This window comes from Lentihominibacter hominis (genome assembly GCF_014385065.1).
Classification (GTDB): Bacteria; Bacillota; Clostridia; order Peptostreptococcales; family Anaerovoracaceae; genus Lentihominibacter; species Lentihominibacter hominis.
The window spans coordinates 971,551-993,097 of record NZ_JACRTA010000001.1 but is presented as its reverse complement, the minus strand read 5'-3'; the positions used below and the strand labels follow the sequence as shown (position 1 = coordinate 993,097).

Here is a 21,547-nt window from a genome sequence, read left to right as displayed (position 1 = left end):
TTCATAACTTTATCCGCCAATAGTAAAATTATCTATAAGCCTTGTTTTTCCTATATACACAGCCATTGCAACAAGATCTCCTTTTTCAAGGGATTCTTTGGGAAGCAGCGTCATTCCATCTACCGCTTGAATATAATCCACTCTTGCCGCAGGTTCGGATGAAATTATATCAGTCATCAGCGCCACCACCTTCGACGAGAGCATACAGCTCCCATCACGAATCAATGCCTTTGCTGCTTCTATAGATCTATACAGTACTGTAGCCGCCTCTCTTTCCTCATAATTCAAATACATGTTTCTGCTGGATTTGGCAAGACCGTCTGACTCTCTTACGGTAGGACATCCTACTATCTGTATATTAAAATTCATATCCTTTACCATCCGGCGTATCACAGCCAGCTGCTGTGCATCCTTTTCACCAAAATAAGCTCTATCAGGACCTACTATATTGAACAGTTTACTTACGACCGTACAAACTCCTCTAAAATGACCCGGTCTGCTTTTTCCGCAAAGCTGCTTTGTCATCTCCGTTTCAAGATTAATATAAGTGCCGAATCCTTCGGGATACATTTCTTCTACAGACGGATGAAACACCATATCACAGCCTTTTTTCTCGAGGATCCTGCAGTCTCTTTCAAAATCTCTTGGATAACTGTCAAGATCTTCTCCCGCTGAGAACTGTGTCGGATTAACAAACACTGAGGCCACCACCCTGTCACAGCCTCCCACAGCCGCACTTATGAGAGATGCATGGCCTTCATGGAGCGCACCCATGGTAGGTACCAGACCTACTGTAAATCCGGACGTTTTCCATTCTCTCACTTTTTTTCTTACATCATCTATCGTATTTGCTATTATCATTTTATTTTTCCTTGAGCTTTTCTACTATCTCATCGTCTATCTTAAACTCATGAGCCTGTGCCGGGAAAGTTCCCTCTTTAACTTCTTGATCGTAATCATTAAAAGCTTTTACCATAATATCACCCACATTGGCAAAGTGCTTTACGAATTTAGGCACATAATCGCTGAAAAGCCCCAACATATCCTGCCATACAAGCACCTGTCCGTCACAGCCGGCGCCTGCTCCTATTCCAATTGTCGGAATCATAAGCTTCTCACTTATGAGTGCAGCCAGCTTGGCGGGAACGCACTCAAGAACCACTGCAAATGCGCCTGCCTCCTGAACATCATATGCATCCTGCAAAATCTGCTCTGCTGCTTTTTCATTCTTTCCCTGAACTTTGAACCCGCCAAAGGCGTTCACAGACTGAGGCGTCATTCCTATATGCGCCACTACCGGTATACCTGAATCTGTAATGGCTCTTATATGCTCTTTCACAGCAGCTCCCCCTTCGAGTTTCACTGCATTGGCTCCCGTTTCCTTTATCAATCTGCCTGCATTTACGACTGCATCATATACAGAAGGCTGGTATGACATGAATGGCATATCCATAACGACAAATGTTTGCTTCACACCCCTTACAACAGCAGCACCGTGATGGATCATATCCTCCATTGTAACAGAGAGCGTATCTTTATATCCCAACATTGTATTCCCCAATGAATCTCCTACCAGAATCATATTTATTCCGGAAGCCTCCATCAGCTTCGCTGTAGAATAATCATAACATGTCAGCATTGAGATCTTCTCACCATTTTCCTTCATTTTCAATAAACTCGCAACCGTATTTTTCATCATCCTCTTCCTTTCATATATTTGACTGCTTGTAAGCAGTCTTTAGGTTATGCCTGTGGCATTTCATATATTTGACTGCTTGTAAGCAGTCTTTAGGTTATGCCTGTGGCATTTCATATATTTGACTGCTGTAAGCAGCCTTTAGGTTATGCCTGTGGCATTTCATATATTTGACTGCTGTAAGCAGCCTTTAGGTTATGCCTGTGGCATTTCATATATTTGACTGCTGTAAGCAGTCTTTAGGTTATGCCTGTGGCATTTCATATATTTGACTGCTGTAAGCAGTCTTTAGGTTATGCCTGTGGCATTTCATATATTTGACTGCTTGTAAGCAGTCTTTACTCATTTATCTGCCAAAATCTCCTTCATCTTTGCATAATCTCTGTCCTGATGTCTGCTTTGAGCCATTCGCACAAGCCTGCGGCTCAGTATTCGATACAGTTCCTTTTCATCTTCACTCTGAAGACACTGTAAATGTTTTTGAACAGTTATGGTATCATTTCTTTCTATTGGTCCCGTCAAACTCTGTGTCGGATCTGTATCTGCGATATGAGCCATGTTTCCCACCAATATAGGCGCCAGTGCTTTCACGGCTTCATTCTGAGAGAACCCACATCTATACATCAGCTGCAAACTCTGATCTATGAGACCGCATACAAGATTGCTGGCCACAGCCGCTGCACAATGGTATGTCGTCTTATTTTCCGCTTCAATGATTCTTGTAGGATTCCCCATGCTTTTCATCGTCCTGCAAAGACTGATGAACTCGGGGCTATGTTCTTTCTCTGCGTTTCCGGAAAGTATATTTCCTCCCTCCAACGTAAAAAAAACACCCGGCAGCTCCCGGTAAGCGTTATATTTATCGCTTACTGCGAACAGCGGATGGATAGAATATCCGTAGGCGCCTGTTTCTCCAATACCTTCAAAAGCATCCAGCGAAGACATTGCACCACTACAGTGACATATCGTTTTACCTTTTATATCGTATCCTTTCACCTGATTCCAGGTATCCTGAATACTTCCGTCAGGAACTGTCAGGAAGATAACATTGCACTCACGTATCAAAGCTTTCATATTATCATACGCCTGTGATTTTGTAAAATGTGCCGCATCTTTCGTTGACTTGCTGCTGCGGCTGAAATAGCCCTTTACACAAAGACCGTATTCATGCCCTCTTTCGGCAAAATATCTGCCGAGGCTGCAGCCCACCTTTCCTGCTCCAATAAACCCTATATTCAATCTACCGACCTCCTCTTCTGAGAGTGTCTTGTGTTCCTCCGTCTCGTTCCTTTCGGATATAAGCGTCCGGCTTTTCTGCCGTACCCGGAAAATGAATATGTCAGTTCTATTTTATATGGTATAGTTTCAAAAACGAATACCACCCATCCTTACACATGTTATCATAATACCGGCATTAAGAAAAGAAATTTTATTAAAACCATCGAAATTAACGTAAAAATGTTCCATACACCGCAAAGAGCATCGCAGTATTTACTTATACGATGCTCTCCGGCTATCATCATATTATCCTATTTCCCCACAAGAACTTCACCCCTGTCATTTACTCCTATAACCTTTTCACCGTCATGCCTGAGGGCTGTAATATACCTTATTATATCCGGTGTCAGTTCTTCTCCCGGACACACGAACGGAATTCCCGGAGGGTACGGTATTATGGAACCGGCACATATCGCCCCTTCCGCCTCTCCAAGAGGAACGAAATGCTTCTTTGACGGAACGCTGTGAAGCTTTCCTGCAGCAGGGATCTGATAGCGTCTTCTGCGATCCGCTCCCTCTGCTTCTGCCACGTGGGCTGTTTGTGATATTTCCTCAAGCGCTTTCAGAGTCTTCATCATATGATCTCTGGTATTGCCTATCCCTGTCATAAGCATCAGGATATCTCCCGTATAAAGTTCTGAAAATATACCTTTCTCCATTAGTCGTTTTTCCAGCTCTGCACCCGCTATTCCCAAATCTCCCATATCAAGATTGATTTTAGTGATATCCATATTATCGGCAGTCATTATTTTCAGTCCTTTTATACCGGCAGCTACATGGTAAAAATAATCAATGTTATCCCGCCACTCTCTTATGAGCTGTCTGCCATGATCTTTCAGCAAATCGGCATTGATATCCAGAAAGCTCATAAGTATATAAGACGGACTCGTGCTTTGTATTACCTGCAGTTTATCTTCCAGTACATAGCGATTCACTCGCTGAGAATTAAGATTTAAAACGGCGCTCTGTGTCAGCGACGCCAAAGTTTTATGTATGCTGTTGATAACTATATCCGCTCCGCAGTCTTCAGCAGAGGCAGGCATTGAATTACCGCATCCAAAGGTATGAAAAAATTTCAAGTGTGCACCATGAGCCTGATCTACAATCAATACCTTTTCCTCTTTATGAGCTATATCAGCTATCGCCCTGATATCGCTGCATATTCCATAATAATTAGGGCTTGGCAATATTATGGCATCTGCATCCGGGTTTTCTTTTATACATCGTTCTATCTCCTCAGGCGATATGGCTCCCAATATGCCATGTTCTTTTATAAACTCCGGAGCAGCGTATACCGGGTGAATACTTCCCAGTGTAAGCGCGTTAAATACTGACTTATGGCAGTTTCTTGCCATTATAAGCTTACCTCCCGGCTTCACTGCTGCCAGTATTGAGGCTATTATTCCTCCACTTGTTCCGTTTATCTGTAGGTATGACCGTTCTACACCATAAAGCTCACTGTATTTTTTCTGAACCTCTTTGATGATTCCCTCTGCCTGAAAAAGATTATCTGCTCCCGGTATTTCCGTGATATCACAGTCTGCAAGTCTGTCCAGAAATTCCCCATATCCATATTTTCTGAAAACAGCAGAGCCTTTATGTCCCGGCATATGAAAAGACACAGGCTCTATGTCCGCATGCTTCAGTAAAAATTCTCTCATAATACTACTCCATTATTCCCAAAATGCTACTGCCCTGATAGGTGCGCCATCCGCATTCTCCCATTTAAGGGGAAGGGCAAAGAACCAAAACAAATCATCTCCGCATTTATCTAAATCTTTGAGATTCTCAATATTTACTATTTCATGTTCTCTAAATAACTTCTTATGAATAGGCAGATCCTCATCGGCAATAGGATCAATTCCTATAACGTCAAGGCCGACGCCTTTTTTCCCTGTCTCTATTATAAAATTCACCACATCATCATTAATGCAGGGATAGTCACCGTAATAATCTTCCGTCCCCCATCTTTTATCCCATCCGAGATTAAAGAGCAGGAATTCCGCATCCTCTGCCTTTTTTCCGTATCTTGCTATTCTGTCCAGTGTTATAGTATCACCTTCTGTAAGGTCTTTGCAATCTATAACTAACGCTTTTCCCACAAACTGGCTAACAGGAAACTTATCAAGGGTTGTTCTGTCAGCAAAAAGATGATTGGGAGGGTCCATATGGGTACCTGTATGTGAATACATAGTCATCAGAGTTTCCTTAAATCCATCCTTTTCATAAGTATTAGCCTGCTTCAATTTGGGCTGCTCCGTTCCCGGATATACCGGCATGTCCTCTGATATAAAATGTGTAAGATCAATGATTTTCATGATTGTTACTCCTTTCTGTCTTCAGCATTCTGCCGTCTTTGAATTTTTTCAGCATTAGGTTTTGCGTAAATTTGATAGTAAACCATCAGAACTGCAAAGAAAATTATGATGCATATGGCAGTAGACAAACTTGACACGAATGAAGAATAAAATAGTATACCACATCCTATCAATGCAATTACAAAGAAAAATGTCTTGCCTTTTAATTTCCACGGAAGAGATCCATATTCATCTGCAAATTTTTTCTTATACATATAACTTGCTATCACGGTTATTATAAGGCATACGATACCGCAGGCGGTGGCCACATTTGCAAGCATTGTATAAGCATTACCCAGCTGCGGAACGATCCCAAGAAGCATCAGAACAATACCTATACAAAATGATACTGTCAAACCTACATGAGGAACACCTCTTTTATTGGTTTTTCCGAAAACCTTAGGCACTGCACCATAAAAGCTCATTCCATACAATAATCTTGATGCTGAGAATATTTCTCCTACAAGGCATGTCACACAAGCAATCCATGCCGCAAAATTTATTACAATTCCGGCTGCATCACCAAAAGCAAACTGGGCTGCCACGGTAAACGGAGATTCCATAGTAGACATTTCCTGATAATTTACGAGGCCGAGACAAACTACGATAGCAGCTGCATAAAGCAATATTATGGTTATGAATGCCCAGAACATAGCTCTTGGCATTATTCTGACATCCTTAGTCTCTCCGGCAGCGGCCAGAAGCGACAACGGCCCCATGTACGCATATGTTCCCGCGCATACAGCCAAAATAATTCCTTCTCCTCCAAAAGGTGCAAAAGGCTTATAATTTACGGCATCAATATTTCCCGAAACCACACCGGCCACGGTAAATACTGCCATAATCCCCACAAGCACTATTATCAAACCCAGCTGAGTTTTTCCTGTAACATCTCCTCCCAGAAGCGTCACGAAAAACACAATAGTCAAAATCAATATCCCCCATATTACTGCAGACAAATCCGCATTATTTGTCCACATAAAGAAATAATTGGAGATATATCCCGTTCCTAATCCAACAGATCCGAGAAATACCACATCCATTGTTATGTTTCCGAAAGCCGCCAGAATTCCCCATCGGGGCCCGAGAATCCTCTCGCTCCAGTTATACATAGAGCCAGCCACCGGCATCCCCACAGCCAACTCCGAAGCATTCATACATATACACATCAGCAAAAATCCTGCCACGGCATAGGCTATAATACAAGACGGCCCTGCCTGTTCGGCGCCTGAGGCTACCATTAGGAAAATACCGTCTCCCACCACAGCACCTACTCCCAACGCCCAGATCTGCCAAAACCCCATTTTTTTATTAAGATTTTCTTCTCTTTGCATAATTCACCTCCCAGTACAATCAAAATACCATTCCAGTCGACCGGTAAGCTTAACTTGATGCAATACTATAGCAAACAACATAAAAAAACAATATCGATTTGTCTGAATATTTTTTATTTTTTTCAGACAAATAGTATAAAAATATTGTATCATACACTTATATCAAAATTTCGGAGGTGACAACGATGTTTTCCATAAATGATTTTCTCGGCCTTGATCTCATAACATGGTATAAAAATCTCACTGATTCTGATATTCCTGCAGAAAGACCTATAGAATATGTTTCTGTCAATGACCTTCCTTTAGATGATTTCATCAGAAAAAATGAAATGGTTATAAGCATAGCCACACCCTACGTAAAGGATGAATGTCTAATGCATGAATTTATACAAGGTCTCATAAATGCCGAAGCCAGTATTTTCCTTTTAGCTATCCCCGGCGATGAAATGTCTCTGAGTGAAAATAACAGAAGGCTAGCTGAAAAAGGCGGTCTGCCTATATTGCTTATACCGTGGGATGTACGGTTTGCTGATATATTCGAAACTGTTCTTGGTTTTCTTCATCAAGACTATAATAACGCCGTCAAAAAAGTGGAAGGACTTCAGGAGGATATGCTTAAAAGTTTCCTTAACGGGACAGATTTAAAAGCTGCATCTCAGATAATATCAAAATATCTGGACTGTAAAGTATCCATCACTGACTGCAGCGGAAATGCTTTAGACGATGCTCCAAGAGCCGCTGACATGACAAGTATCCCTCTTAAATCCAATGGACATCTTTACGGTCATATACATATTAATACAGTCACGACTCAGGAGCTTCTTGATCTTCTGTCACACACACTTTCTCCGCTTCTTTCCTTATGGTTCTACAGAGATGAAATCATCGAACGTACGCAAAGCATGGCAAAAGAGGATTTGATCTGGATGCTTGCCAATGGCAGTGATCCCGGTTCAGAGAAAGTAACCAGAACTGCAAAGCTTATGGGAATGAACTTAAATCGTACATATGCATGCATAGTAGGCAGAGTACACCTCGAAGACAATCCTTCCAATGACTGGCAAGAAAACTGGATGGATTCTAATATAAATACTGTCAGAAACACTTTTATAAAAACTGCAGCATCACTGGGAAAAGATGCTATGATGACTCACCACAACAACGCCATAATAACATACCTCGAGATCTCACCCGCTTCAGGCAAAACTCAGATTTCAAAATTTCTGGATATAGCGGAGGAACAGCTAAAGAAAACATCAAAAAAGCTTATTTTTTCATGGGGAATAAGTGAAATAAAAGAAGGCCCCACAGACTACAGAAATTACTATCTTCATGCAAAACTGGCTGAAGAATTATGCACAGCAAATTTCCGTTATAACAAACGATATTATTATGAGAATACTCTTATCTACAATATGATGTCTACACTTTCTTCCGATGAAAATTTCATGAAAATTACTTACGATATTCTTACTCCAATCCTTCAATATGACAAAACTAAACGCACCAAACTAATGGAGACTTTAAGAGTATATCTTACCTGCAAAAATATTTCTGAAGTTGCCCGCAGATTAGGCAGACACCGTCAAAGTCTGCTTTACCAACTGGATAAAATAGAAGATCTTACAGGCCTTTCATTAAAAAACAGTGATGAACTTTTTCTTCTGGAGGTATGTGTAAGGCTGCATGTAGATCTGTCATCATATAAGTAATTGCTTATACTTCATTTTTTCTTATTCCCTTGCTGCTTAAGGCAACGACATCAGACAGTATAATTCACAGATTCCGTATATTAAAAATTCAAAAATCAAAGCCTCTTTCTTCCTTTCAACAGTTGCTTTTTTTAATCAAAGGCTTTATACTTTTGACTATCTATAGTATAATTTGATACATAAAACGCAAATTTAAAAAGTGAGGAAATAATATGCAAGATTTTAGAAAAGAATATGAAAGCAAGCTGATAACTGCAGAAAATGCGGTAAAACTGGTCAAATCCGGAGACTGGATAGATTTCGGATGGGGTACCGGTATTCCTTTTGATCTGGACAGAGAAATGGCAAAAAGAATAAAGGAAGACGATCTATATGATCTAAAATTCCGTGGCGGTATAGCGCTGAGAGTTCCTGAGATCTTCAAAATAGAAAATGCACCCAAGCATCTCTGCTGGAATAGCTGGCACATGACAGGAATCGAAAGAAAAGCCATCGCCCAAGGTATAGCTTACTACGCTCCTATCAGATATTCCGAGCTGCCCAGATATTACAGAGACCTGCCTGATCCTGTGGATGTAGCTATGATAAGGGTCACTCCTATGGACGAAGAAGGCTATTTCAACTTTGGTCCGAGTGCATCACATATGGCTGATATGTGCAGCAGGGCAAAATGTATCGTAGTAGAAGTAAATGAAAATCTGCCTTTGGCTCTCGGAGGAAATCCGGGCGGAGAAAAAATACATATCTCAAAAATTGACCATATCGTTGAAAGCAGTAATACTCCTATGGAAGAGCTTGGCGCAGCCAAAAGCGGCGAAATCGATGAAAAAGTTGCTGAATATATCGTTGAAGAGATTCCTAACGGTGCATGCCTGCAGCTTGGCATCGGCGGAATGCCTAATGCTGTAGGATCACTGATTGCCAAATCAGATCTCAAAGATCTGGGCGTCCATACAGAAATGTATGTAGATGCTTTCGTTGATATCGCTATGGAAGGCAAAATAAACGGTTCCAAGAAAACCATTGATACAGGCAGACAGGCATATGCTTTTGGAGCCGGGACAAAGAAACTTTACGATTACATCCATAACAATCCTGAGTGCCTCAGCGCTCCGGTAGATTATACAAATGACATAAGAGTAGTCAGTTCCATAGATAACTTTATCTCCATCAACAATGCTGTTGATATAGACCTATTCGGCCAAGTAAATGCCGAATCGGCAGGAATAAAGCACATAAGCGGAGCAGGCGGACAGCTTGATTTCGTTCTGGGAGCTTATTTATCTAAAGGCGGAAAAAGCTTCATCTGCTGCTCTTCCACATTTACAGACAAAGCAGGCAAAATGCATTCGAGAATCAGACCTACACTGGCAGACGGCTCCATCGTGACAGATACGCGAACTAATACTCATTATGTTGTCACAGAATACGGAAAAGTCAACCTCAAAGGACTTACTACATGGGAAAGAGCAGAAGCGCTCATCTCCATTGCTCATCCTGACTTTAGAGATGAGCTGATAAAAGATGCTGAAAAAATGGGAATCTGGAGAAACAGCAACAGAAAATAATTCGTTTTCACCGTTACTTTTTCAAAAACAGATTTTGTTATATGTTAATATCATAAATATAAAAAGGAGTTTAATCCTCGCTGACATTGCCCGGGAATTAAACTCCTTTCATATTTATTTGCTAATTATGCAGTGCCTCGACAAATGTAGGCAGGAACTGTTTCTTTCTTGAAACTATCCCTTTAAGTATTATTTTTTCCTCATCTTTCGGTATACCGAAAGCTTCTCTCGCTGTCTTCCCGGCCATAGATCCGTAACACAGAAGTTCTGAACTTGTCTCTATGATATTAGTCATCATAAGAAACATCATATCAAGATCCTGGTTTTCCATAACAACTTTTAAGGATGGCTCAACTTTTTCCTTTATCTTATCAAGTTCCTCCTGATCCATAGATGTTATCTGACTGACACCAAATGAATAACCTTCATTAGAAAAGATCTTGAAGTCCTGATAACATATTTCTTCAGGCGTCTTGCTCTGAAGGCTGCTTGCTGCTTCAAACATCTTATGAGCCAGTTCCCTTGGCTCAACACCTGCAATCTCAGCGAGCTTCGTACACGTTATTCTGTCCGCTTCCGTACATGTAGGCGATCTGAACATAAGTGTATCCGAAATTATTGCAGCAGTTAAAAGGCCTGCGATCTTTTTATCCGGAATAATTCCCATCTCTTTATACATCTGCGTAATAATGGTAGCCGTACAGCCCACAGGCTGATTTCTGAAATATACAGGACCCAGTGTCTCAAAGCCTCCAAGCCTGTGATGATCTATGATCTCAAGAACCTCCGCCTGCTCAATACCATCGACAGCCTGAGTTATCTCATTATGATCCACCAGAATAACTTTTTTTCTGTTGATATTGAGAAGCCTTCTTCGGGAGATCAGTCCCAGATACATTCCGTCTTTATCTATCACAGGAAAATTATGAAATCTATTGATTCTCATCATTTCCTCGACAGACTCAAGAGAATCAGTAAGCTGAAACGTCAGCAGATTTTCATGAGTCATAAAAAAGCTGACAGGAATACTCTGATTTATCAGCCTTGCTGTTGTAAAAGTATCATGAGGTGTACTGATAATTATACAGTCTCTTTCAGTTGCAAGCTTTTTTATAGCTTTCGTCGGAATAGATCCCTGACACATAACCAGACACTTAGCCCCGAGTTCTATCGCAGTAAAATGTGTTTCAAATCGATTTCCGGTAATGACAAGGTCCGATTCTTCTATAAATCCTTCCATCACATCAGGACTGGATGCAGCAATAGTCACCTTGCCTGACTCAAAGCACTCGTTATGATCCCCGCAGATAATATGCCCTCCGAGAGTCTCTGCAATACTGGAAAATTTCGTTTTAGCATTGGCCAGTACGTGACTGTCACTTTCATCCATATATGACTGAGCTATATCTGTTATGGAAACTATTCCCTCCACTTTTCCTTCAGAAAGAACCGGCACCGACCGCGCCCCCTGCTCATCCATCAGATCCCACGCACGTTTAATAGAATCTCCACTCTCGATACCTCTTATTAGATTCAAATCTATATCGCTTATTTCGGGCTGAACCGTACCTATATACTGCGGCGCCTTAACACCGAAATAATCAAGTACAAACTTTGTTTCTTCATTGACGATCCCGGCTCTGCATGCTATATAATCCGCACAGCCCACTTGATTCTTTAGCGCCGTGTATGCGATAGCCGAGCAGATAGAGTCAGTATCCGGGTTCTTGTGTCCTATGACATAAACCTTCTCTTTCGTGTTATTTTCTTCATTATTCATGATATTCTCCTAGCTATTAGTCATGGAGATAGTATACCACAATTTATTCACAGTTCAAAAAGAAAAGCTCTATTTAAACGTGCATATTAATGTAAATTTTTTGTTAAGTCTGCAATTTTTGAATTAAGAAATTTATTACTTTTCAAAAAAGTAATTGATTAATCTTTCCATATATGCTAAACTAATAAAAGTAATTGATTTGATTTCAAGGCTTTTCACAGACAATGATTTCTTTTAATTCATTGCTGGAAAAGCTTTTTTATTTTTACACCCAAAGATTATGGAGGTACTGATTATGAATAACGGTATAGTGAAATGGTTTAATGCTCAAAAGGGATATGGATTTATTACAGATTCCGAAACAGGAAAAGATGTTTTCGTACATTTTTCTGCTATCATCTCTGATGATTTCAAAAGTCTTGACGAAGGACAGAAAGTGACATTCGACACAGAACCTGATCCAAAAGACAGAAGCAAGATGAAAGCAGTTAACGTTCGCGCTGCATAGATTCCAAAAAAAGGCTGCATATCAAGTTGATATGCAGCTTCTTTTTTATATCTGTATACAAAAAGGCAAAATATAACAAATTTGCTGCCTATCTGCTGAAATATGCAAAAAGCTCATGAATCAAACGAAGTGCTGCCCATGAAGTTATATTGTTTACGTCAAGTTCAGGAGCTACCTCTACTATATCCACAGCTCTTACAGGAAGTCCCTCGATAATCATTTTAAACAACTCTGTAAGCTGAATGCTTGTCAGACCACCTGATTGCGGCGTCCCGGTTCCGGGCGCAAAAGCAGGATCCAGAACATCAATATCAATAGTAAAATACAAAGCATCATAATCACTGAATTTGTTTTTTAGTTTCTCATATACAGCCTCCGGTCCTATCTTATGAACCTCTTTAGCCTTTACCACTGTGATGTCCGGATTCTTATCAAGTACTTCAAGTTCTGCCTTCTCTGCAACTCGAATACCGACAAAAAACAGGTCTTCCCCCGTAATCATTTCATCTAAGGCGCGTGCTTCGGTACAGGCATGCGACCATTTATGGCCATCATATTCATCACACAGATCATAGTGAGCATCAAAGTGAATGACGCCTATCCTCGCACCCTCTTTTTTGCCTTTATGATACTTTGAAAACGCCTTATGCAGAGGAATAGTGACCGAATGATCTCCACCCAAAAAAAGACACATCTTATCTGATGCCATAAGCTCATACGCTTCTTCCTCTACCGTTTCATAATAATTCTTCCAATCAAGGTCCTGAGGGATATCCCCGATATCAAACAGAATCCCATCCTTTATTATCACATCATCTTCTGTTACATCCGACATCTCCGAAGAGAGATTTCGAATTGTTTCAGGCCCCTTGGCCGCACCTCTTCCCAAGCTTACCGCATTATCAAAAGGAACTCCCATAATACACAGTTTTGCTTTTTCAACAGAATCCGCACTCCATCTCAGCCACGAATCATTCATTAATTTCGAATATTTAAGCATAATATAAACCTCCACTGTTGATTTTACTTTAACCACAGCATATACTATGGAGTAACTCTATAGTCAAGGAGATCTTATATGAAATTTAATGATAAAATCATTTATTCAACCGGTGAATTCGCTGCATATTTTGGAATCAAGAAAGACACACTCCTCTATTACGATAAAATCAATCTCTTCCGGCCTGCAGGAATCCGCAGCAATGGATATCGATATTACACTGCTTCCCAGATTGCCCCTTTCCGCACACTTTTATCCATGCGAGAGCTTAATGTCCCGATTAATAAACTTTTACCTTACTTTCAAAATCCTTCTGCAAAAAAACTGTCCGATTTGACAACTTCACAGCTTACTAAAATAGATGAAGAAATCTCAAAACTTACCCAAATACAATTGCTTCTTAAACAATTAACAGACTCCGTAAACGAAGGCTTAAATGCAGAGTACGGAAAAGTCCTCATAGTCTCACTGTCTGATACTTATCTCCTTTACAGCAAGCAGACAGTTACTGATCCTGAAACATCAGAAGAACAGTGGGCTGATATACATAATGATTTTATTATGAGCTCCAATATCCCGGGAAGTTCCAACGTAGGCTCAGTTCTTTCAGAAAATGATCTGAAGAATAAAGTCTACAACCACATCAACAGGCTTTTTACCGAAGGCACTTGTCATACCGGAAGACTGCGAAAAGGCGGTACATATGCCGTATACTACCACAAAGGATTATACAGTCACATGAAACACGCCTACAGTAATATGTTTCGGCAAATAAATGAGCTTGGTTATATACCTGTAGGAGATGCTTATGAAGAATATCTCATAGCGGAGACTGCTTCAGCAAATGAAGAAGAATATGTTACAAAAATTACGATAAATGTTAAGGGGAGCTGTCAATGAGCCCCCCTGCAATATTTAAATATCACTATCCTTCAAATATTATTTGTCCTTCTTTTATCGTATAGACCACATTCATCTCATATATAGACTCTTTATCTGCATGTTCATAAGGATTCTTATCTATCACTGTAATATCCGCCTTTTTTCCCACTTCAAGGCTTCCGTTTACTTTTTCCTCATTTATGGCATAGGCTGCATTAACTGTATACATTTTCAACGCATCTGTAACGGATATATTTCTTACCGGATTATTTCCATTAACACACGATGCAATATCCGTCAGCGGTTCAATAGCTGTCACAGGGCAGTCTGATCCCCCACACACGATATTTCCTTCATCTATTATTCTGTTAAACGGATCCCAGCCGTCAGCCCGCTCACGTCCCAGAATCATCTCAAACTCTCCGCCTTCTTTTTTATCCCATAAATATGTAAATCCCGGCTGCATCGATAGAATCAGCTTCAGATCTTTGGCCATTTTTATCTGTTGCTCTGTAGGAAGGCAAAAGTGTTCTATCCTGTGCCTCAGATCTTTTTCGCCCTGCTCCATAATCACTCGGCGATAAGTATATATAAGCTGATCTATAGCTCTCGTTCCCACAGCATGCATGGAACACTGAAGCCCCGCTTCATGAGCTTTCGATATTACTTGATATACCTCATCATCTGTATGATACAAAACCCCCCTCAGTTCGGGAGCAGTAACATAAGGTTCAAAATTTGCCATAGTATATTCAAATAAAGCTCCGTCTAATGTAAGGCAACCGCCCACTCGCGGCAGATTCAGATCTACCGCCTTTTGGACTTCCCACGTCTGATAAAACGGCACGATATCAATACAAAGTGAATCCCGGCGATCTAATATAAGATCCATGTCTCTGTCATTTCTTACAAACTGACCAAACAAACCATGTATTGTGGTCACACCTTTTTTTGCGGCATGATTCGCGCAGTCTTCTATGAATTTCCACAGCTCATCATCTGAAAGAGAGCCTAAAATATTGGCCGTAGCAAGAAATGAAGATTCATCTGATGAATAAACTCCACTGATCTTATTTCCTTCTCTCTCTACTCCAGGAAGATGTCCCGGAACTTGCGCTACATCCTTTCCTTTGGAATTAACTGCGCAGCCATGAAGTGTTGCTGCAAATATTACAACTTTATGTTCGCCGCAGATCTCATCCAGCTCCCACCTTGTGGGATACCTATCTTCCTTTATATTCTGAGGAACATAATTCACACCATACACCCATCCATCTCCCGGCTCCTGCGTACACCTCTTTTGCAAGACTTTAAGAACTTCCTTTATCGTACTGCACTCTTGCAGATCAACACCATTTAGATTAATGCCGGCATTCAATACATGCACATGACAATCAGTAAGACCCGGCAAAACGGTATTCCCGGCGGCATCGATGATTTTGTCAGCATTTCCTTCGTGCCTTCCGCTGCCCATTTCAGCAATCATGCCATCTTTTACAGCTATCCAGCTGCAGTTTTCCTGTTTTTGAGCCATAGAAATAATATTGGCATTCTCGATTATTAAGTCATATCTCATATAAAACTCTCCTCTCTTACATTAAATCTGATCTCTCATGCAGTTCTTCCCGGCTGATTCTGTTTTTAAAGTAGAATTTCTTTGAACAGAATATCCCCCGCAATATTGCAGAAATAAACAAAAAGCTTGCCATCAGCACAAATGCCGGCGTATATGAACCTGTCAAATCATATATCATTCCAACTATCGTAGATCCGAACGCCACACCCAAAGCTATAAATATATTTAAATATGCTATGAATTTCCCTATCTCTTTTTCACCGAACATATGATTCATAATCAGCGGCGAGATAACATTTACTGCAGGGCATCCAAAACCATATCCTAAGATAAGGACCGTTACAAGCCATGGACAGCTTGGTATTGCAATAGTCGCTATGAAAGCTATCCCAAAAATAATGGAAACAACAACTGCTCCGCCGATGAGTTTAAATCTGTCCACATACGCTCCAACAACTATCTGACCTATTGCAAGCGCCCCAAACATGAGAGAAAATACAGATGAAGCGGTGGAATTTGATAGGCCGCCAAGCTGCAAAAACGGCATAGTATGACTCAAAACAGTTCCGGAAGCAATGGTAATAGTTGTTGCCGATAAAAGAACGATCCAAGTAGAAGGCCTCTTTATCGCCCTTTTAAATGTAGCTCCTGTCGCTTCACCATTCTCTGACTTTACTTCTTCCAAATCGCCTTTTCGTGTAAGCCCCTTTTCCTCAGGGGACCACTTCATGAATACTAACACGCATGGGATACATATGACTGCCAAACAAGCCGCTATTATGAGATATCCCCATCTCCACCCCATATTTTGTACCACTATATTCATCAGCCATGACATCACCATTGCACCGAGAGGAGAAAACAGGATTCCCAAAGCAATCCCCCTTAGTTTAAGACCAAACCAGTTACTTATTATTACTGTACACGGAGTACTTGTTAAAAGAGAAAAACAAAAACCCTGAGGTATAGCCAGTAAATAAAAGTGCCACAATTCCTGCGCTGCTGCAAACCCTGCAAAAGATACAGCGCCACAGACAGCTCCGAAAATCATGATTTTTCTGATATACTGACCAGTCATTCTGCTCTGAAATATAAACAAAGCAAGAACACTTGAAAGACACTGAATTGTAACATATACAGAAAACTGACCTATACTGAATCCCAAGTCAGAAGTCACAGGCAGGAAAAAAACACCTGTAATAGATATGATACAGGAATAACCAAATACTATAAGTATAAATCCTGCCAATGTTGCCCACCATCCGAAATAAACTTTTCCGCTGGTATCGAAAATTTTGCTTTCTTTCATTTTTTAAATCCCTCCTAAATCTTGATTATCTATTGATATCATTTTAGGTTTGATTCGCCATTATTGAAATAGTACGAATTTTCATTTTTATTCACAGAAAGGGCCTATCTTCCTGATTTTGTAATTTTTTTCAACATACGGAGTATTGTTTCGCTCAAAATGTGTATGTTATTATATAGAAAATAACTGTTGTTTATTTGATACGGAGGTAGGATGATATGTATAAATTTGAAGGAAATGATGTAAGCCTTATGAATCATATTATTTATACTATCTATAATGTAGAGAATATTGATGACATGCGTATGGATTTTTTAAAGCTCCTTAAACACCTTATTCCCTTCGATACTGCTAATTTCTATCTGATAGAATCAGATTCCGACGGTGTTCATACATTCAAGAGTCTCATAAATGAAAATACATTAAAAAATCCTAATGTTGACGATGTACTTCAAAAGCATATGAAGACAGGATTTGAAATAGATAATATGCACTGGCTTTATGATACTAAAAAATCCAGTGCCTATCGCCTTACAGATTTAATATCAGAAGATATTTTTACTGCCACTGATTATTACAAAGAACTTTTCGTCCCTTTTAATCTCCATTTCGGAGCACAGACAACACTGGTAAAAAACGGAGATCTTGTCGGCCTTTTAGGTTTATTCAGATGTAAACCCGCACCCAACTTTACCGATAAAGAGATTTTTCAGCTGGACTGTCTGAAAGATCATCTATCAGTACGTCTTTACAATGCGCGCATGCCAAAAGATCCATATCACGCAGGCCATGAAGGATATCGCCAAAAATATGATCTGACTCCAAGAGAATATGAAATTCTGGTTCTTTTGTTTAATGGTCTTTCAAATGATCAAATCGTACAAAAGTTATTTATTTCCGAAAACACCTTAAGACGACACATCTATAACCTCTTCAGTAAATTAGGCATACAAGAACGATGGCAATTATATTTCTTATAAAATAAATACGAAAAAATCCCCCGATTCCAAGGGTTGGAATTCGGGGGGTTCCACACGAATGTGATGTGAGCTGTTGCCAAAATGATTGGTTGTCTGCGCCGTAGATTGCAACCTTGCTTCGCTTCGGGCAATCCTGACGGGGGACCTTCTGGCAACTCGTTCTTCGTTGGGATAGATCTCCCTAACGTTTGGAGAACTGACTTGCTCTTCTTGCTTTCTTGAGTCCGTATTTCTTTCTTTCCTTCATTCTTGAGTCTCTTGTAAGGAATCCTGCCGCTTTGAGGGCCGGTCTGTAAGCTTCTCTGTCTGCTTCACAGAGGGCTCTTGAAATACCGTGTCTTAAAGCTCCTGCCTGACCTGTGTAGCCGCCGCCGTGAACTGTTGCGATAACATCGAACTTACCTTCGCAGCCTGCGATTTCAAAAGGTCTCTTAACTTCTCTCTTTACGATTTCCTGTGCAAGGTAATCATCCAGAGGCTTCTTGTTAACTGTGATATTTCCGTTACCAGGGATTAATCTAACTCTAGCAACTGAGGATTTTCTTCTTCCTGTTCCGTAATACTGTGTTTTTGCCATCGTTTAATTCCTCCCTTCCTTAAATATCCAAAACTTCCGGTTTCTGAGCAGCGTGATCATGCTCAGGACCTGCATATACCTTTAACTTCTTGTACATCTGTCTGCCCAGTTTTCCGTTAGGCATCATGCCCTTTACAGCGTGTCTCACAACTTCTGTAGGATGCTTTTCCATCATCTTTTCAAAAGTCAGCTCTCTGAGACCGCCCGGATAGCCGGTATGTCTCTTGTAAATCTTTTCTTTTCTCTTTTTGCCTGTTACCTCTACCTTCTCTGCATTGATAACGATAACGTAATCCCCGCAATCAACGTGAGGCGTGTAAGTCGGCTTATTCTTACCTCTGAGAACAGCGGCAATCTGCGAAGCCATTCTTCCCAAGTTCTTGCCTTCAGCATCCACAACGTACCATTTACGTTCTACTTCTGCAGGCTTTGCGATAAATGAACTCATCTTCTTTTCCTTTCTACCTACTGGGATCAAAACTCCGTGAGCTTATCAGCGTTTGCCGGAATTTAATCTTTTTCGGCCCTGCCTACTGAATTTTATGAAAGGGCTGCAAATTCTCTTTCGTAAAATTTTTTCGGCGTTACTAAAACTTATTTTGTTTAGCCGTGCTGGCCCGGACGGATATCCATCCTGCTCACACGAAAAATCTGTGTCGGCATGCGACACAGATTCATTTTACACGCATAAGGCTATCTTGTCAAAGTTTTTTTGCAGATTTATCCCTCATATTTCCTGAAAACCAGTCCGGCATTCTGACCTCCGAATCCGAACGCTGTGGTCATGGCGATATCCACCTTCTGTTTTCGGCAAACCCCGGCAACAAAGTCAAAATCCTCCTCAGGTTCATCCAGATTTAATGTAGGCGGTATAATACCATACCTCATTGCCTGAATACAAGCTATGGACTCAGTGAGTCCGCCTCCTCCCATTACATGTCCCGTAGCGCCCTTAGTAGAACTTACCGCAGGACGGCAATCTCCGAAAACTGCCTTAAGAGCAGCCATCTCTGCCTGATCACCCAGCTTCGTTCCTGTTCCGTGAGCGTTTATGTAATCCACATCCTCAGGCTTCATTCCTGCTCTCGACAAAGCTTTCCTCATACATTCCGCAGACATTTTCCCCTCAGGATCGGACTTTGTGACATGAAACGCATCATTGTTGTTTGCCCATCCGGCAAGCTCTGCATAAATGACAGCGCCGCGATTTCTCGCATGAGCTTCTTTTTCCAGCACCAATGCGCCTCCGCCTTCTCCTATGACAAAGCCGTTTCTGTTAACATCAAAAGGTCTGCAGGCATGCGCCGGATCATCATTTGCTCTTGACAGAGTATGAGCATTGGCAAGAGAATATATAACCAGAGGGCAGAGGATACTTTCCGAGCCTACTGCCAATACCGCATCCGCTTCATCTGCAAGAAGCAGCATAGCTGCCATGGATACAGCATCACACCCCGAAGCGCAGGCCGTTGACAGGGTTGAGCTTGGTCCACATATTCCGTAAGATATTGCAATCTGTGCCGCTGCAATATTTCCCAGTATACGCGGAACAAATCTTGGCCCCACATTTTTATGAACTGCATTGGTCAGAACTTCCTGTGTAGCTGCCGTAGTAGCCACACCTGCCATGGCAGTACCCATTACGATGCCTGTTCTTTCTGGAGCTGCCGGAAGATTCTCGCCAAGCGCTTCCTTGGCCGCCACATAAGCATACTGAGTGAAGGCATCAGTTTCGTGGATGACCTTCTTTGGCATATATGCTTCAATATCAAAATCTGTAACTTCCGCTGCTATTTTAACAGCCAGATCATCAGCATTAAATCTCGTAATTCTGTTTATACCGCATACTCCATTTATCAGATTATTCCAGTACTCTTCCACACCGCATCCTATAGGAGTGACTGCGCCCATTCCTGTGACTACTATCTTTTCTCCTTTTGTGTCCATAAATCCTCCCTGCGACCTTTACATATCCGCCAACATATTATATAATAGCAAAATCGGATAAATATTTGAAAAACACTGTTTTTTCGGATAAGTGTTCTCTGCTGATTTGATGATACCATCATCAAAAATCAGTGTCAACAAACGAGGTATAAAGAATGCATCTTAATCAAATAAAAAGCTTTCTTTCTGTAAGCAAAATGCTGAATTTCACAAATGCCGCCCGTCAAAACGGAGTGCCCCAGTCTACTATAAGCAGGCACATAAATGATCTGGAGCAGCAGCTTGGCGTCAAACTTTTTTACAGAACTAAACGTGACGTACAACTTACTGCAGAAGGCCGCACCTTTATCCCCTATGCTCAGGAAATTCTGGAAGCTGCGCGAAAAGGCTCCTATGCAGTCAAACAGCTTCACGACGGCGCTGAAGGGCGCCTTTCCATAGCTACAGTTACCACATCTGACACATTTTTAAAAGAATGTCTCAAAACATTCGGTCTTGCATATCCCAATATCGTAGTGGATATCACATATGTTTCCGGAGGAGATGTACTCATAGATGAAAATGACGACCCATATGATTTTCACTTTCTTTATACAGATATGCTTCCGGACAGTGATGAATTCGATATGCTCGAAATACACACTGATCAGCTCAATTTTATACTGCCGGCCGATTTCAGCAAAAAAAACAATACTGATATTCAATCCCTTCGGAAGCAAAAATTCATAATTCTTTCCGAAGAAGAAAATCCTATACTTTATATGCAGATAATGAATTTCTGCAGAACCCACAGATTTTCTCCCTCAATCATAAATCAGTTTAATGATATCAGATCTGTAATACTGTCTGTAAGCGCAGGATTAGGAATCTCGATACTTCCCAGAATGCTTCCGGACGATCCTTCATACTGCGACCTCGAAATAGTTCCTATTGATGATAATTATTGTCTCGGCTGTGCCGTAGCATGGAAAAAATCACTTTTGAATCCGGCAGCTTCGCTCTTCCTTGATATTATCAAGAAATTCAAAAGCTCCATATAAAGT

19 protein-coding genes are annotated in these 21,547 nt (G+C 40.9%); 6 read left to right on the top strand and 13 right to left on the bottom strand.

Annotated features, from left to right (window positions below; all coding sequences use genetic code 11):
- Positions 1–9 precede the first annotated feature (9 nt).
- From panC to H8692_RS04610, 6 genes are all read right to left on the bottom strand, one after another.
- Positions 10–861 (bottom strand): pantoate--beta-alanine ligase, encoded by an 852-nt coding sequence (gene panC, locus H8692_RS04635; protein ID WP_177269781.1) that lies wholly within the window; start codon positions 859–861, stop codon positions 10–12.
- Position 862: 1 nt separating this feature from the next.
- The gene (gene panB, locus H8692_RS04630; RefSeq protein WP_177269783.1) at positions 863–1,696 is read right to left on the bottom strand and encodes a 3-methyl-2-oxobutanoate hydroxymethyltransferase; all 834 of its coding nucleotides are present in this window, start codon (positions 1,694–1,696) and stop codon (positions 863–865) included.
- A gap of 342 nt (positions 1,697–2,038) precedes the next feature.
- Positions 2,039–2,995: a Rossmann-like and DUF2520 domain-containing protein gene (locus H8692_RS10910; RefSeq protein ID WP_346727745.1), complete on the bottom strand. Its 957-nt coding sequence runs from the start codon at positions 2,993–2,995 to the stop codon at positions 2,039–2,041.
- A gap of 230 nt (positions 2,996–3,225) precedes the next feature.
- A complete protein-coding gene (locus H8692_RS04620; protein ID WP_187525075.1) occupies positions 3,226–4,635 on the bottom strand; it encodes an aminotransferase class I/II-fold pyridoxal phosphate-dependent enzyme in 1,410 nt (469 codons plus the stop codon).
- Between the two features lie 12 nt (positions 4,636–4,647).
- A complete protein-coding gene (locus H8692_RS04615) occupies positions 4,648–5,292 on the bottom strand; it encodes a cyclase family protein (protein WP_177267504.1) in 645 nt (214 codons plus the stop codon).
- A gap of 5 nt (positions 5,293–5,297) precedes the next feature.
- A complete protein-coding gene (locus H8692_RS04610; protein WP_187525074.1) occupies positions 5,298–6,665 on the bottom strand; it encodes an APC family permease in 1,368 nt (455 codons plus the stop codon).
- A 185-nt stretch (positions 6,666–6,850) separates the two neighbouring features.
- Between H8692_RS04610 and H8692_RS04605 the strand changes: the two genes are divergently transcribed.
- Both H8692_RS04605 and H8692_RS04600 read left to right on the top strand, forming a co-directional pair.
- Entirely contained in the window at positions 6,851–8,377 is a 1,527-nt protein-coding gene (locus tag H8692_RS04605) for a helix-turn-helix domain-containing protein (RefSeq protein WP_177267506.1), read from the top strand.
- Between the two features lie 212 nt (positions 8,378–8,589).
- Positions 8,590–9,945, top strand: coding sequence for a butyryl-CoA:acetate CoA-transferase (locus H8692_RS04600; RefSeq protein WP_177267507.1), 1,356 nt, complete (start codon positions 8,590–8,592; stop codon positions 9,943–9,945).
- A gap of 121 nt (positions 9,946–10,066) precedes the next feature.
- On the opposite strand, the gene H8692_RS04595 is transcribed toward H8692_RS04600, so the two are convergent.
- Positions 10,067–11,725, bottom strand: coding sequence for a putative manganese-dependent inorganic diphosphatase (locus H8692_RS04595; protein ID WP_187525073.1), 1,659 nt, complete (start codon positions 11,723–11,725; stop codon positions 10,067–10,069).
- Positions 11,726–12,020: 295 nt separating this feature from the next.
- Between H8692_RS04595 and H8692_RS04590 the strand changes: the two genes are divergently transcribed.
- The gene (locus H8692_RS04590; RefSeq protein WP_177267509.1) at positions 12,021–12,233 is read left to right on the top strand and encodes a cold-shock protein; all 213 of its coding nucleotides are present in this window, start codon (positions 12,021–12,023) and stop codon (positions 12,231–12,233) included.
- Positions 12,234–12,321: 88 nt separating this feature from the next.
- Here H8692_RS04590 and speB read toward each other — a convergent pair whose 3' ends face one another.
- Positions 12,322–13,233 carry an agmatinase gene (speB, locus tag H8692_RS04585; protein WP_187525072.1) on the bottom strand — a complete coding sequence of 304 codons (912 nt, stop codon included), beginning with the start codon at positions 13,231–13,233 and terminating at the stop codon, positions 12,322–12,324.
- A 78-nt stretch (positions 13,234–13,311) separates the two neighbouring features.
- On the opposite strand from speB, the gene H8692_RS04580 reads away from it, so the two are divergent.
- On the top strand, positions 13,312–14,133 hold the full coding sequence (locus H8692_RS04580) for a MerR family transcriptional regulator (protein WP_177267511.1): 822 nt from the start codon (positions 13,312–13,314) through the stop codon (positions 14,131–14,133).
- Between the two features lie 25 nt (positions 14,134–14,158).
- Here H8692_RS04580 and H8692_RS04575 read toward each other — a convergent pair whose 3' ends face one another.
- The gene (locus H8692_RS04575; protein WP_187525071.1) at positions 14,159–15,691 is read right to left on the bottom strand and encodes an amidohydrolase; all 1,533 of its coding nucleotides are present in this window, start codon (positions 15,689–15,691) and stop codon (positions 14,159–14,161) included.
- Positions 15,692–15,707: 16 nt separating this feature from the next.
- Complete coding sequence (locus H8692_RS04570) at positions 15,708–17,000, bottom strand: MFS transporter (protein WP_177267513.1); 1,293 nt, start codon at positions 16,998–17,000, stop codon at positions 15,708–15,710.
- Between the two features lie 218 nt (positions 17,001–17,218).
- Here H8692_RS04570 and H8692_RS04565 point away from each other — a divergent pair, with 218 nt between their 5' ends.
- A complete protein-coding gene (locus H8692_RS04565) occupies positions 17,219–17,980 on the top strand; it encodes a helix-turn-helix domain-containing protein (RefSeq protein WP_187525070.1) in 762 nt (253 codons plus the stop codon).
- A gap of 181 nt (positions 17,981–18,161) precedes the next feature.
- On the opposite strand, the gene rpsI is transcribed toward H8692_RS04565, so the two are convergent.
- The 3 genes from rpsI to H8692_RS04550 form a co-directional block, all read right to left on the bottom strand.
- Positions 18,162–18,557 carry a 30S ribosomal protein S9 gene (gene rpsI, locus H8692_RS04560; protein ID WP_177267515.1) on the bottom strand — a complete coding sequence of 132 codons (396 nt, stop codon included), beginning with the start codon at positions 18,555–18,557 and terminating at the stop codon, positions 18,162–18,164.
- 19 nt (positions 18,558–18,576) lie between these two features.
- Entirely contained in the window at positions 18,577–19,005 is a 429-nt protein-coding gene (gene rplM / locus H8692_RS04555) for a 50S ribosomal protein L13 (protein WP_177267516.1), read from the bottom strand.
- A 272-nt stretch (positions 19,006–19,277) separates the two neighbouring features.
- Positions 19,278–20,504, bottom strand: a complete 1,227-nt coding sequence (locus H8692_RS04550) for a beta-ketoacyl-[acyl-carrier-protein] synthase family protein (RefSeq protein ID WP_177267517.1) — start codon at positions 20,502–20,504, stop codon at positions 19,278–19,280.
- Between the two features lie 155 nt (positions 20,505–20,659).
- Here H8692_RS04550 and H8692_RS04545 point away from each other — a divergent pair, with 155 nt between their 5' ends.
- A complete protein-coding gene (locus H8692_RS04545) occupies positions 20,660–21,544 on the top strand; it encodes a LysR family transcriptional regulator (protein WP_187525069.1) in 885 nt (294 codons plus the stop codon).
- Positions 21,545–21,547 lie beyond the last annotated feature (3 nt).

Bases quoted from the DNA above. Each gene is read 5' to 3' on its own strand.
- H8692_RS04575 (WP_187525071.1), bottom strand. From the start codon at position 15,691: ATGAGATATGACTTAATAATCGAGAATGCCAATATTATTTCTATGGCT.
- H8692_RS04620 (WP_187525075.1), bottom strand. From the start codon at position 4,635: ATGAGAGAATTTTTACTGAAGCATGCGGACATAGAGCCTGTGTCTTTT.
- H8692_RS04580 (WP_177267511.1), top strand. From the start codon at position 13,312: ATGAAATTTAATGATAAAATCATTTATTCAACCGGTGAATTCGCTGCA.
- rpsI (WP_177267515.1), bottom strand. From the start codon at position 18,557: ATGGCAAAAACACAGTATTACGGAACAGGAAGAAGAAAATCCTCAGTT.
- H8692_RS04570 (WP_177267513.1), bottom strand. From the start codon at position 17,000: ATGAAAGAAAGCAAAATTTTCGATACCAGCGGAAAAGTTTATTTCGGA.
- speB (WP_187525072.1), bottom strand. From the start codon at position 13,233: ATGCTTAAATATTCGAAATTAATGAATGATTCGTGGCTGAGATGGAGT.
- H8692_RS04605 (WP_177267506.1), top strand. From the start codon at position 6,851: ATGTTTTCCATAAATGATTTTCTCGGCCTTGATCTCATAACATGGTAT.
- H8692_RS04595 (WP_187525073.1), bottom strand. From the start codon at position 11,725: ATGAATAATGAAGAAAATAACACGAAAGAGAAGGTTTATGTCATAGGA.
- H8692_RS04615 (WP_177267504.1), bottom strand. From the start codon at position 5,292: ATGAAAATCATTGATCTTACACATTTTATATCAGAGGACATGCCGGTA.
- H8692_RS04545 (WP_187525069.1), top strand. From the start codon at position 20,660: ATGCATCTTAATCAAATAAAAAGCTTTCTTTCTGTAAGCAAAATGCTG.
- H8692_RS04565 (WP_187525070.1), top strand. From the start codon at position 17,219: ATGTATAAATTTGAAGGAAATGATGTAAGCCTTATGAATCATATTATT.
- H8692_RS04610 (WP_187525074.1), bottom strand. From the start codon at position 6,665: ATGCAAAGAGAAGAAAATCTTAATAAAAAAATGGGGTTTTGGCAGATC.
- panC (WP_177269781.1), bottom strand. From the start codon at position 861: ATGATAATAGCAAATACGATAGATGATGTAAGAAAAAAAGTGAGAGAA.
- H8692_RS04600 (WP_177267507.1), top strand. From the start codon at position 8,590: ATGCAAGATTTTAGAAAAGAATATGAAAGCAAGCTGATAACTGCAGAA.
- H8692_RS04590 (WP_177267509.1), top strand. From the start codon at position 12,021: ATGAATAACGGTATAGTGAAATGGTTTAATGCTCAAAAGGGATATGGA.
- panB (WP_177269783.1), bottom strand. From the start codon at position 1,696: ATGAAAAATACGGTTGCGAGTTTATTGAAAATGAAGGAAAATGGTGAG.
- rplM (WP_177267516.1), bottom strand. From the start codon at position 19,005: ATGAGTTCATTTATCGCAAAGCCTGCAGAAGTAGAACGTAAATGGTAC.
- H8692_RS04550 (WP_177267517.1), bottom strand. From the start codon at position 20,504: ATGGACACAAAAGGAGAAAAGATAGTAGTCACAGGAATGGGCGCAGTC.